Source organism: Aliirhizobium wenxiniae (assembly GCF_014201355.1).
In the GTDB taxonomy this organism is placed as follows: domain Bacteria; phylum Pseudomonadota; class Alphaproteobacteria; order Rhizobiales; family Rhizobiaceae; genus Neorhizobium; species Neorhizobium wenxiniae.
The window spans coordinates 1,377,784-1,390,552 of the sequence record NZ_JACHEG010000001.1 but is presented as its reverse complement, the minus strand read 5'-3'; the positions used below and the strand labels follow the sequence as shown (position 1 = coordinate 1,390,552).

The 12,769-nt window shown below is 59.8% G+C and carries 11 protein-coding genes; 10 read left to right on the top strand and 1 reads right to left on the bottom strand.

All coding sequences use genetic code 11. From position 1 onward, the window contains the following. The first annotated feature begins 115 nt into the window (after nt 1–115). The 6 genes from HNQ72_RS06765 to HNQ72_RS06740 all read left to right on the top strand — a co-directional run bounded on the left by HNQ72_RS06765 (nt 116) and on the right by HNQ72_RS06740 (nt 7,525). Complete coding sequence (locus tag HNQ72_RS06765) at nt 116–1,321, top strand: HlyD family secretion protein (RefSeq protein WP_183990728.1); 1,206 nt, start codon at nt 116–118, stop codon at nt 1,319–1,321. 58 nt (nt 1,322–1,379) lie between these two features. Then, nucleotides 1,380–2,981, top strand: a complete 1,602-nt coding sequence (locus HNQ72_RS06760; RefSeq protein WP_183990726.1) for a DHA2 family efflux MFS transporter permease subunit — start codon at nt 1,380–1,382, stop codon at nt 2,979–2,981. Between the two features lie 145 nt (nt 2,982–3,126). Beyond that, nucleotides 3,127–4,152 carry a LacI family DNA-binding transcriptional regulator gene (locus HNQ72_RS06755; protein WP_183990725.1) on the top strand — a complete coding sequence of 342 codons (1,026 nt, stop codon included), beginning with the start codon at nt 3,127–3,129 and terminating at the stop codon, nt 4,150–4,152. Between the two features lie 22 nt (nt 4,153–4,174). Further along, nucleotides 4,175–5,629 (top strand): xylulokinase, encoded by a 1,455-nt coding sequence (gene xylB / locus HNQ72_RS06750; RefSeq protein ID WP_183990723.1) that lies wholly within the window; start codon nt 4,175–4,177, stop codon nt 5,627–5,629. A 121-nt stretch (nt 5,630–5,750) separates the two neighbouring features. Continuing rightward, nucleotides 5,751–7,061 (top strand): xylose isomerase, encoded by a 1,311-nt coding sequence (gene xylA, locus HNQ72_RS06745; protein ID WP_183990721.1) that lies wholly within the window; start codon nt 5,751–5,753, stop codon nt 7,059–7,061. A 206-nt stretch (nt 7,062–7,267) separates the two neighbouring features. Next, nucleotides 7,268–7,525, top strand: a complete 258-nt coding sequence (locus HNQ72_RS06740) for a hypothetical protein (protein ID WP_183990719.1) — start codon at nt 7,268–7,270, stop codon at nt 7,523–7,525. 70 nt (nt 7,526–7,595) lie between these two features. On the opposite strand, the gene HNQ72_RS06735 is transcribed toward HNQ72_RS06740, so the two are convergent. Next, on the bottom strand, nt 7,596–8,489 hold the full coding sequence (locus HNQ72_RS06735) for an aldo/keto reductase family oxidoreductase (protein ID WP_183990717.1): 894 nt from the start codon (nt 8,487–8,489) through the stop codon (nt 7,596–7,598). Nucleotides 8,490–8,624: 135 nt separating this feature from the next. Here HNQ72_RS06735 and HNQ72_RS06730 point away from each other — a divergent pair, with 135 nt between their 5' ends. The 4 genes from HNQ72_RS06730 (at nt 8,625) to HNQ72_RS06715 (ending at nt 12,701) form a co-directional block, all read left to right on the top strand. Next, complete coding sequence (locus HNQ72_RS06730; protein ID WP_183990715.1) at nt 8,625–9,521, top strand: LysR family transcriptional regulator; 897 nt, start codon at nt 8,625–8,627, stop codon at nt 9,519–9,521. A gap of 141 nt (nt 9,522–9,662) precedes the next feature. Continuing rightward, nucleotides 9,663–10,001, top strand: a complete 339-nt coding sequence (locus tag HNQ72_RS06725) for a DUF6665 family protein (RefSeq protein WP_183990713.1) — start codon at nt 9,663–9,665, stop codon at nt 9,999–10,001. A gap of 166 nt (nt 10,002–10,167) precedes the next feature. Beyond that, nucleotides 10,168–11,703 (top strand): sugar ABC transporter ATP-binding protein, encoded by a 1,536-nt coding sequence (locus HNQ72_RS06720; RefSeq protein ID WP_183990711.1) that lies wholly within the window; start codon nt 10,168–10,170, stop codon nt 11,701–11,703. Then, nucleotides 11,700–12,701, top strand: a complete 1,002-nt coding sequence (locus HNQ72_RS06715; RefSeq protein WP_183990709.1) for an ABC transporter permease — start codon at nt 11,700–11,702, stop codon at nt 12,699–12,701. The genes HNQ72_RS06720 and HNQ72_RS06715 overlap by 4 nt, the downstream gene beginning before the upstream one ends. Nucleotides 12,702–12,769: the final 68 nt, after the last annotated feature.

Here is a 12,769-nt window from a genome sequence, read left to right as displayed (position 1 = left end):
TTTCGAACCGAGCGGTTCGATCTGGACTTGATATGTGGCAAGGAAGGCTCTATGTCAACACTCCGAACTGATCGGTTCGATTGGTTTCAACCTCCTTCAACGACGGTTATACTCCATGACGGCTTCTAAAAATGCCGGCGCTCTGCGCACAGTAAAAAGCGATGACATCGACGTGAGCAAGACGCAGGAGCAGGGCGACGCAAGCCCTGCTGCGGCTGAGGCCAGTCCGGCTGCGCCCGCACAGTCGCAGGCGCCGGCCCAGACGGCAGAGGCACCGAAGAAAAAGAAGCGCGGTGTCGTGCTTCCGGTTGTCGTGCTTGCGCTTCTCGCAGGTGGTGCGTGGTATGGCTATGAATGGTGGACCAACGGCCGTTTCATGGTGTCGACCGATGACGCCTATATCGAAGGCGACATCGCCACGATTTCTCCCAAGGTCACGGCTTTCGTTGCCAAGGTGAATGTGGTTGCCAACCAACAGGTGAAGGCCGGCGACGTGCTGGCCACGCTTGATAATGGTGACTATCAGAACGCGCTCGATCAGGCCAACGCGGCGATCGAGACCGAAAAGCTGTCACTCTCGCGCATCGATGCGCAGGTCGAAGGCGCTGAAGCCAGCCTTGCACAGGCGCAGGCATCAAAGGTTGCGCTCGAGGCTGCCGTTCGCGGCGCCGAAATCACCCAGAAGCGCCAGCAGGAACTTGCCACCAAGTCGGTCGGCACCGCTGCCGATCTCGATAGCGCCAATGTGGCTCTTGATCAGGCTCATGCCAATCTTGTCGGTGGCGAGGCGGCGATCAAGTCAGCCCAGGCGAATATCACCATCCTCGAAGCGCAGCGCAATGAAGCGGAAAGCTCTGTCCGAACGCTGGAACTGCAGCGTGACAAGGCGGCCCGCGATCTCTCGTTCACGGTGCTCAAGGCTCCTTATGACGGCGTTGTCGGCAACCGCTCGGTACAGGAAGGCGATCTCGTTTCGCCCGGCCAGCGGCTGATGGCGCTGGTGCCCACCCGCCAGCTCTATATCGATGCCAACTTCAAGGAGACCCAGATCCAGCATCTGGAGCCGGGCTCCAAGGTTAAGGTGCATGTCGATGCCTATGGCGACGACCCGATCACCGGCACGGTGGAATCGATCTCGCCGGCTTCCGGTTCGGTCTTCTCGCTGCTGCCGCCGGAAAACGCGACGGGCAACTTCACCAAGATCATCCAGCGCGTTCCGGTTCGTATCGCACTGCCGCAGGATGCTCTCGACACGGGTCGCCTGCGGGCGGGCCTGAGTGTCGTGGTCGATGTCGATACGCGCACCGCGCCGAAGAACTAATCGCCGCTTGTCCGGCTCCTCGTCAAACAGGCCCTGACCGAAGGGCGGAGGTGGTCCCATGGCTGGGAGCGCAACAACAACTGCAGGATCAGTGCCGGCCGCTTCCATGCCGGCAGACGAGCCAATGGATCGGAGAAAGCTGATCGCTTTCTTCGCCATGGTTCTCGGCATGTTCATGTCGATCCTCGATATCCAGATCGTCTCGGCTTCGCTGTCGGAAATCCAGGCCGGACTTTCCGCCGGTTCGGACGAGATCGGCTGGGTGCAGACATCCTATCTGATCGCGGAAGTGATCATGATCCCGCTGTCGGGCACGCTCGCGCGGATCATATCGACACGCTATCTCTTCGCTGCTTCTGCTGCAGGTTTCACGATTGCGAGCGCGCTCTGCGCCACGGCGACGAATATCGACCAGATGATCGTCTACCGCGCCATTCAGGGTTTTATCGGCGGCGGCATGATCCCCTCGGTATTCGCCGCTGCCTTCACCATATTCCCGCCCTCGAAGCGGGCCATCGTCTCTCCGATCATCGGGCTTATCGCGACGCTTGCGCCGACCATCGGTCCGACCGTCGGCGGGTATCTTTCGCATGCGTTTTCCTGGCACTGGCTGTTTCTGGTCAATATCGTCCCGGGCATCATCGTCACGATCGTCGCGTGGAACTTCATCGACTTCGACAAGCCGGAGCTTTCGCTTTTCAAGAAGTTCGACTGGTGGGGCCTCTTTTCCATGGGCGTGTTCCTCGGGGCACTGGAATATGTGCTCGAAGAGGGCAATTCCAACGACTGGTTCAATGACCACCTGATCGTCATCGGCGCGATCGCTTCGGCTGTCGGCGCCATGGTGTTCTTCTATCGGGCATTCACGGTTGAGTTCCCGGTCGTGGACCTGACAGCTTTTGCAAACCGAAACTTCGCGCTCGGCTCGATCTTCTCTTTCGTGATGGGGATCGGGCTGTACGGGCTGACTTATATCTATCCGGTCTATCTGAGCCGCGTTCGCGACTATGACAGCCTGATGATCGGCGAGACGATGTTCGTCTCCGGTCTGGCGATGTTCTTCACCGCGCCGATCGCCGGCAAGCTGTCGACGATCATGGATCTGAGAGCGATGATGGTGCTGGGCTTCGTCAGCTTCGGTGCCGGTACCTACATCATGACCGGGATCACCGTGGACTGGGACTTTTACGAGCTGTTCATTCCGCAGATTCTGCGCGGTTTCGGCCTGATGATGTGCATGGTGCCGATTAACAATATCGCGCTCGGCACGCTGCCGCCCGCCCGTATTCGCGGGGCGTCGGGCCTGTTCAACCTGACGCGTAACCTCGGTGGCGCCGTGGGGCTGGCTATCATCAGCACCGTGCTCTCCAATCGTCAGGACGTGCATTACGAGCGGCTTCGCGAACATCTCGACTGGGGCAACCCGACCGCTGTCGACCAGTTGAACAGCATGACCTCCAATCTCAACGCAGCCGGGCTGGACGGTGCCACCGGCGCGATCCGGCAGATGGTCAATCTCGTTACGCAGCAGGCCGTCGTCATGTCATTCAGCGACGTCTTCCTGATCCTCACCGTATTGTTCGGGCTGATGGTGCTGGGTGTCGCGATGATCGAAAAACCTTCGCCGCAGATCACAGGGCGAAGTGGCGGCGGTCACTGATCGTCTCAGGAATTTCAGGAAACCACCGCCGAAAGGGGCTATCGCCATGCAGCGATGGCCCCTTTTCAATCGCATGTGCGAGACGCGACGATTTTCTGATTTACGTACCTCAGAAACTGCGATAGGACGCTTCACGGAGGAATTCATGAAGCCCACCGTCCATGATATCGCGCGTAGCGCAGGCGTCAGCCTAGCGACGGTCGATCGCGTTCTCAATGGTCGGCCCGGTGTGAGGCACGTTACTCGCGAGCGTGTCGAGCAGGCGATCTCCAGTCTCGGTTACGTGCGCGATGTGGCGGCGGCCAATCTGGCCAAGGGACGGACCTATTCCTTCGTCTTCGTGCTGCCGAATTACGACAATTCCTTCATGATCGGGATTCGCGACGAGGTGCATGCCGCAATCTCGCGGTCCGGCGCGGAACGCACCCAAATTCGTATCGTGGAAGTTCCGCCATTCGATGCCGCCGCATTGGCAGACGCGCTCAATCATATCGTTCCCGACAGGCCTGATGGCGTTGCCTTCGTCGCCGTCGAGGGGCTCGAAGTGCATGCCGCAGTGGCAGGGCTGAAGGACGCCGGCATTGCGGTTGTCACTCTGGTATCCGATCTTCCCGGATCTGAACGGGACCATTTCGCCGGTATCGACAATCATGCGGCGGGACGCACGGCCGCCAATTTGCTCGGCCGGTTCACCGGTGGGCGCGACGGCAGGATCGCCGTCATTGCCGGGTCCATGCTGGTGCGCGACCACCGTGAACGGCTGGAAGGGTTCCTGGCGGTCATGGGCGAGAGTTTTGCGCGGCTCGACGTATTGCCGGTGATGGAAGCGCGGGATAATCCGGCGCTTACGGCCGAAGTCGTTTCGGCAGCGTTGGGGCGTTATCCTGATATTATCGGCCTTTACAGCCTTGGCGCAGGTAATCGCGGGATGTTGCATGCGCTGCGCGAGGTCGCCCGCGAGGCGCGGCCTGTGGTCGTTGCGCATGAGTTGACCGCAACGACGCGTGCAGCACTTTCTCATGATCTCATTGATGCCGTGCTCAACCAGGATGCCGGCCACGAGGTTCGCAGCGCGATCCGCGTGCTGAAGGGCAAGGTTGAGGGCCTGTCGGTGATTGCCGCGCAGGAGCGTATCCGTATCGACATATTCCTGAAGGACAACATGCCCTGAAGGCTGGATGAAAGGACAATACATGTATCTCGGTCTCGATCTCGGCACCTCCGGCGTCAAAGCGATGCTGATCGACGGCGACCAGACGATCATCGGCTCGGCGAGCGGTGCGCTTGAGGTTTCGCGCCCGCATTCCGGCTGGTCGGAACAGGATCCGGCGCATTGGGTTCGCGCTTGCGAGGAGGCGATCGCAGGCCTCAAGGCTGCCCATCCGACAGAGCTTTCGGCGGTGAAGGGCATCGGTCTTTCCGGGCAGATGCACGGTGCGACGCTGCTCGATGCGGATGACAAGGTGCTGCGGCCGTGTATTTTGTGGAACGATACGCGTTCCTTCCATGAGGCGGCGGAACTCGATGCCGATCCGCGTTTCCGGGCGATCACTGGCAATATCGTGTTTCCGGGCTTCACCGCGCCAAAGCTGGCCTGGGTCAAGAAAAACGAGCCGGAGATCTTTGCCAAGGTCGCCAAGGTGCTGTTGCCGAAGGACTATCTGCGTCTCTGGCTGACGGGTGAGTACATTTCCGAAATGTCGGATTCGGCCGGTACTTCCTGGCTCGACACGGGCGCGCGCAAATGGTCGTCCGAACTACTCGCCGCGACAGATCTTTCCGAAGCTCAAATGCCGTCCCTTGTCGAGGGGACCGATCAGGCCGGCAAGCTGCGCGGTGAACTGAAATCCAAATGGGGTATTTCCGGCGATGTCGTCGTGGCCGGCGGGGCAGGCGACAATGCCGCTTCGGCCTGCGGCATGGGTACGGTGAAGGAAGGTCAGGCTTTCGTGTCGCTCGGCACGTCCGGCGTGCTGTTTGCCGCCAACGGTTCCTATCTGCCGAAGCCGGAAAGCGCCGTTCACGCCTTCTGCCACGCGCTGCCGAAGACATGGCACCAGATGGGTGTCATTCTTTCCGCGGCCGATGCGATCAACTGGCATGCGAAGGTGATGGGCAAGTCTGCGGCCGAGCTTTCCGGAGAACTTGGCGAAACGCTCAAGGCACCGACCGGGGTTACCTTCCTGCCTTATCTTTCCGGTGAACGCACGCCGCATAATGATGCCGTTATTCGCGGCGCCTTTATCGGCCTCGAACACGAGTCAAGCCGCGCCGTGCTGACGCAGGCAGTGCTTGAAGGCGTGACATTCGCGATCCGCGACAATCTTGAGGCGTTGAAATCTGCAGGAACCTCGATTTCTCGCGTAACTGCAATCGGTGGCGGTTCGCGCTCGCGTTACTGGCTGTCTTCGATCGCCACCTCGCTTGGCGTTCCGGTCGATATTCCGGCTGACGGAGATTTCGGTGCGGCCTTTGGTGCTGCGCGCCTCGGCCTGATTGCGGCAACGGGTGCCGATCCGGTTTCGGTCTGCTCCGCCCCGAAGACGGAGGCGACTATCGAGCCGGTGACGGCGTTGTCTGATGCCTATGAGGCTGCCTATTCGCGTTACCGCGCCGCCTATCCGGCAATCCGGGCGATTGCCGGTTGATCTGATCAGGGAGAGGGAAACCTCTCCCTAAAGACCGGGCCGGAATAAGTGTATTTCGGCCCTTAATGAGGTACGTACCTCAATTTGAGTTTAGAGAAGGCTTTCCAAGGAGGAAACACATATGGGTACAGGATTTTTTGGCGATATTTCCAAGATCAAATACGAGGGGCCGGACAGCACCAATCCGCTTGCCTATCGTTTCTACAACCCGGACGAGATCGTTGCGGGCAAGCGGATGGAAGATCATCTGCGCTTCGCCATCGCCTACTGGCATTCGTTCGCCTGGGAGGGCGGCGATCCCTTCGGTGGTCGCACATTCGATCGTCCCTGGTATGATGGCGAAATGGACAAGGCCAAGCTGAAGGCCGATGTCGCGTTTGAAATGTTCTCGCTGCTCGGTGCGCCTTATTATTGCTTCCACGATGCCGACGTGCGCCCGGAAGGCAAGACCTTTGCCGAGAACACGAAAAACCTCAACGAGATCGTCGATTACTTCGCCAAGAAACAGGAAGAGACCGGCGTAAAGCTGCTTTGGGGTACGGCGAACCTGTTCTCCAATCGTCGCTTCATGTCGGGCGCTTCGACCAATCCGGATCCGGATGTGTTTGCCTATTCGGCTGCGACCATCAAGACCTGCATGGACGCGACGATGAAGCTCGGTGGTGAGAACTATGTTCTCTGGGGCGGTCGCGAAGGTTACGAGACGCTGCTCAATACCGATCTGAAGCGTGAATTCGACCAGATGGCGCGGATGCTGCATCTCGTCGTCGAATACAAGTACAAGATCGGCTTCAAGGGCCAGATCCTGGTCGAGCCGAAGCCGCAGGAGCCGACCAAGCATCAGTACGACTATGACGTCGCGACCGTTTACGGCTTCCTGAAGAAGTATGGTCTCGAAAACGAAGTGAAGATGAATATCGAGCAGGGCCATGCGATCCTTGCCGGCCACACGTTCGAGCATGAACTGGCGCTCGCGAACGCGCATGGCATCTTCGGTTCGATCGATATGAACCGTAACGACTACCAGTCCGGTTGGGATACCGACCAGTTCCCCAACAACGTACCGGAAATGGCACTGGCCTATTACCAGGTGCTGCTGGCAGGCGGGTTCACCACCGGCGGTACGAACTTCGATGCCAAGCTGCGTCGCCAGTCGATCGATCCGGCCGACCTACTGATCGGTCATATCGGCGGCATGGATTGCTGCGCCCGCGGCCTGAAAGCGGCGGCAAAGATGGTGGAAGACGGCGCGCTGTCCAAGCCGCTCAGCGATCGTTATGCGAAGTGGGACAGTGCCGACGCACAGAAGATGCTGCGCGGCGAGTTGAAGCTCGAAGAGATCGCCGCAAAGGTGGAGCGCGAAAACATCAATCCGGAACCGAAGTCTGGTCGCCAGGAATATCTGGAAAACGTCGTCAACAGATACGTCTGATTACAGGCTTGACCGGAACAAACCGACATATGGCCCGGTGGCAAATCGCCGGGCCATATGCTGTTCAAAACGGGCCAAGCTTTCTGTTGCAGCAACGGCATTCCAGGATGATAATTATGCTCTTTTCGACCCAAACTTCAGTGAATGGCTGCTGAGATCGGGTGGAAGCCTTCCCGGTTTCGGAGCCTTGTTCAAAGGAGCCGACCATGAGAAGAGCTGTTGCCATACCTGTGATCGCATGTCTCGTCCTTGGGCAGCCTTTCCCGGCATTCAGCCTGGAGCCGATACCGGGCAGCCTGATCTATCCAACACAGCCGAAAACGAAGCTCAAGAAGGCGCCGATCGGCAGCCTGTTGACGCATCAGTTCCAGAGTGACGGCTATAGTTACTCCGAAACCTATCGCATCGGACCCAATCGGGAATTTCAGCTTCTGAGCCGCACAAAATACGGCGGAATAGATTAGGGCAGCTGACGCCGTCTGCGGCAGGCCGCTTGCGGAGAGACGCCGCACCTGCGGGTGCGGCGTCTCGTTCTCAGGCGGCTTTCTTGCCGGCAATGCCTTCCAGCTCGGCAAGTGCGTCTTCCGGCAGTTCCAGTTCTCCGGCTGCCAGATTTTCCTTCAAATGTCCCACCGACGAGGTGCCGGGGATGAGAAGGATGTTCGGCGAGCGCTGCAACAGCCAGGCGAGGGCGACCTGCATCGGCGTGGCATTCAGACGGGCAGCGACATCCGAAAGCGTCGAGGACTGCAGCGGCGAGAAACCGCCGAGCGGGAAGAAAGGCACGTATGCGGTACCTTCCCTGGCAAGCTGATCGATGAGCGCGTCGTCTTCGCGGTGGGCGAGATTGTACTGGTTCTGGACGCAGACGATCTCGGTGATCTTGCGTGCTTCGGCGATCTGGGTCGGTGTGACATTCGAGACGCCGATATGGCGGATGAGTCCCTGACGCTGCAGATCGGCCAGCACCGTCACCTGCTCCTCAATCGATCCTTCCGCCGGGCCGTGAATGCCATGCATCGAGCGGAAGTTGACGATATCGATGACATCGAGGTCGAGATTGCGGAGATTGTCGTGGACGGCGGCGGTCAGTTCCTCTTTAGACATGGCCGGCACCCATTCGGCATTCGGGCCGCGTTTTGCCGAAACCTTGGTGACGATGGTTAGATCGCCCGGATAGGGATGCAGCGCCTCTTTGATTATCTGGTTAGTTACATGCGGGCCGTAGAAATCGCTGGTGTCGATATGGTCGACGCCGGCTTCAATGGCGGCGCGCAGGACGGCGACGGCGGCGGCGCGATCCTTCGGCGGTCCGAAAACGCCCGGGCCGGCGAGCTGCATGGCGCCGTAGCCGATGCGCTTGACCGTATGGCTGCCCATCTTGAACGTGCCGGATTTTGCGAGATCGAATGTGCTCGTATCGGACATGGGGATGCTCCTTTTGCTGATCGCCAGTTGTTCGTGATCTTCGGTGAAATGGAAATAGCGCGCGGGCGTTCCCTTTATAAGTCTGCACAATTCGGATAGTCTGTACGCTAAAGCGGACAATAGAAAGCATATTTCATGGGTGTGGAAATCAGCGATCTGCAGGCCTTCCTCACCGTGGCGCGGGCCGGCGGATTTCGCGAGGGGGCGCGTATCAGCGGTGGCAGTGCATCGGGATTGAGCGATGCCGTGCGGCGGCTGGAAACGCAGCTTGGCGTGCGGCTGCTCAACCGGACGACACGCAGCGTGGCGACGACCGAGGCGGGGCAGGGGCTTATCGACCGGCTGGCGCCGGCGCTGGCGGAAATGGAAGCGGCGCTCGATGTGGTCAACGGGTTTCGCGAGCGGCCTGCGGGTGTGCTGAAGCTGAACGTGCCGGTCAGCGCGGCGCGGCTGGTCTTGCCGTCGATCGTGCCGCGGTTTCTGGCCTCCTATCCGGATATCCGGCTGGAGCTGATGATCGAGGACAGTTTTGTCGACGTGATCGCCGCCGGCTGCGATGCCGGTATCCGTTATGACGAGCGGCTGGCGCAGGACATGATCGCAGTGCCGATCGGCCCGCGTACCCAGCGGTTCGCTGCTGTTGCCTCGAAGGATTATCTCGATCGGCGCGGCCGGCCCACACATCCGCGCGAGCTGATGGAGCATGCCTGTATCCGCAATCGTTTCGCCAGTGGCTCGATGCCGGATTGGGAATTCGAACGGAACGGAGAGACGGTGCTGATCGATCCGCCCGCCGCGCTGATCGTACAGACAGGCGGCGGCGTCGATCTGGCGGTCGATTGCGCCAAGGCGGGAGCGGGCATCGTCACGTTATTCGAGGATTGGCTGCGCCCATATATAGACAGCGGGGCGCTGGAGCCGGTGCTGGAGGATTGGTGGCCTGAATTTTCAGGGCCGTTTCTCTATTATCCCGGCCGTCGGCTGGTGCCGGCGCCGCTCAGGGCTTTCATCGATTTCATCAAGACGGCCTGAGCGGAAAGGTCGCGCAACTTTTGCGCTCAACTTTTCATAACGCAGAGTTGAAGCCGGGCTTGGGCCGCGTTTTGACATGGCGCATTATCGGGGCGGCAAGCGGTCGGCTAGAACCGTGCGGCAAACATCAAGGAGATCTTCATGTCAGTTCGTGCACCGCAATTCTTCGGCTCGCCATCGCTTCAGAGCGGATTGAGCGCCCTGGAATACGAGATCGTCGAGGAGCGTGCGAGCGCACTGGGGCGAAATGGACGGCAGGTGGAGGCCAGCCTTGAAAAGCTTCGGAAATGGGATGCCGATCATGCCGGCAAGGCTGAGGCAAAGCGTCTGGATCTCTTGCAGGATGCTGCCGAAGCCGTCTGGGGGCTTTTTGTCCAGCGCGAGTTGTGCGGTTTGAGCAATGGTCCCGATGTGGCGAAGGATTATCAGATCCCCGGCGAGGTAATGGCCAAGGTCGGGACCTTCAGACGTTCCGAGTAATGACGTAGAGTTGACGTTCAATTCTGCTTTACGTACCTCATATTCTTGGATAGCCTGAAATACAGGGAGGATTTCAGGTGCACCACATCGCTTGCGAGGAGGCAGGCGTTGGGGGCGTGTCGCATGGCGGCCGTTTCACGACGCTCGTGAATTTGAGGTCGGGTGGATGACTGTATCCCCCGCAACCGTTGATTCATCCATAAGTCCGCCGCTGCTCGAAGCCAGCGGCCTTTCGAAGACGTTCGGGATCATCGAGGTCCTGAAGGATATTTCACTCACCGTTCGCGCCGGCGAGGTGCATGCGATCATCGGTGAGAACGGCGCCGGCAAATCGACATTGATGAAGATCCTTGCCGGCAATCATCAGCCGACGCGCGGCGAGATCAGGATCGATGGCGCTGCGGTGAGTTTCTCCGGTCCGGTGGATGCGGAAGACCACGGTATCGTGCTGGTGCATCAGGAGATACTGCTCTCCCCCGACCTGACGGTGGCGCAGAACATCTATCTCGGTCGTGAGCTGAGGAAGGGACTGGTCGTCGACGATCAGGCGATGCGTTCCGGTGCACGGCAGGCGATCGTCGATCTCGGCGGATATATCGATCCGGATACGATTGTCTCGCGGCTTTCCATCGCCCAGCGTCAGCTGGTGCAGATCGCCCGCGTGCTTTTGGTACCGCACCGGATCGTCATCTTCGACGAACCGACAGCATCACTGACGCCGCATGAGACCGAGGCATTGCTGAAGGTCATTCGCGATATCCGCGCCAAGGGTGTCGGCGTGCTCTACATCTCGCACCGGCTGCCGGAAGTGAAGGAGATTGCCGACCGTGTCACCGTTCTGCGTGACGGGCGGCTTGTCGGTTCGCATGATGCGGCGGACCTTCAGCCGGCGGATATGGCGCGGCTGATGGTGGGGCGCGATGTTGCCAAGCTTTATCCCGACCGGCATGCGGCCGAGGTGCGTCAGGCGGTGCTCGAGGTTGAAGGGTTCGACGTCCCGGGTTTTGCGCGCGACGCCGGTTTCACGCTTCGGAAAGGCGAGATCCTCGGTTTCGCCGGGCTGATCGGCGCCGGACGCACCGAGCTGATGGAAGGGCTCGTGGGTTTGCGGCCGGCCAAGGGCAAGGTGGTGCTGAATGGTCATCCGGTCTCATTCACCGATGTGCATTCGAGCCTGAAAGCCGGTGTCGCCTATCTTTCCGAGGACCGGAAGGGCAAGGGGCTGCTGCTCACCAAGGATCTTCGGGTCAACCTGACACTTGCCTCGCTTGGAAAATTCATTCGCGGGCTGCAGATCGACAGGAAACGCGAGGCCGAAGCTCTGGACAGGGCGATCGAGGATTTTGATATCCGGACGGGGACGAAGAACATTCTTGCCGGACAGCTTTCCGGCGGCAACCAGCAGAAGCTTCTGCTTGCCAAGATGATGATGCTCGACCCGCAGATCGTCATCATCGACGAGCCGACGCGCGGCATCGATATCGGCAACAAGGAACAGATCTACAAATTCATCGCGGCCTTGGCCGAAGAGGGGCGGTCGATCATTGTCGTCTCCTCCGAGATGCCGGAACTGATCGGCATCTGCGATCGCATTCTGGTGATGCGGACGGGGAGGATCGTCGGTGAGGTTCAGGGAGAGCACATGACCGAAAACGAGATCGTTGAGCTTGCCACGGGCGTGAATGCAGGAGCGGTGGCATGAGTGCGGCGACGACCGATACGGCCAGGGTGCCGAAGACATCGCGGGACTGGGACATGGCGGCGATTGCGCCATTCGTGGCGCTCGCCCTGCTTCTGGTGCTCGGATATTTCGCCAATCCGAATTTCGTCTCCATCGCAAATCTTACCAACGTCATCACCCGCAGCGCCTTCATCGCGATCATCGCACTCGGCGCAACCTATGTGATCTCGTCGGGTGGGCTCGACCTTTCCGTCGGGGCAATGGTCGCCTTCGTGGCGAGCCTGATGATCCTGTTCATGAATACCGGTGCGATCGGCGATCCGATGCTAATGCTGGTGGCCGCGATGCTGGTGGCCCTTGGTCTAGGAGCCGCCTGCGGGCTGGCAAACGGGCTAATCACGACCGTCGGCAAGATCGAGCCCTTCATTGCCACGCTCGGAACCATGGGCATCTATCGCGGATTGACGACCTGGCTTAGCCAGGGCGGTTCGATAACCGTGCGGGACCGCGAGCTGCAGCAGCTTTATCGCCCGGTCTATTTCGGCGATATCTTCGGTATTCCGATCCCGATCATCGTCATCTTCGCCACTGCAGCACTGGCCGCCTTCGTGCTCTATCGCACACGTTATGGCCGACACCTGATCGCCGTCGGCTCGAACGAAGAAGTGGCGCGGTATTCGGGTATCTCCGTCCAAAAGGTCCGCACCATTGCCTACGTCGTACAGGGGCTTTGCGTGGCGGTGGCGGTGATCATCTATGTGCCGCGTCTCGGCTCGACTTCGGCAACGACGGGCATTCTTTGGGAACTGCAGGCAATCACGGCGGTCGTCGTTGGCGGCACGGCATTGAGGGGTGGTGTCGGGCGGATCTGGGGCACGGTTTGCGGTGCCTTCATTCTCGAGATCGTCGGCAACATCATGCTGCTTTCCAACTTCGTCAGCGAATATCTGATCGGCGCAATCCAGGGGGCGATCATCATCATTGCCATGCTGGTGCAGCGGTCGCTGATGCGGAAGTAAGGGGGCATTCGCGAATAGGCCGGGCTATCTGGGGTTAAGCCCGGTCAGGAGGAGATCACCCCTTAAAC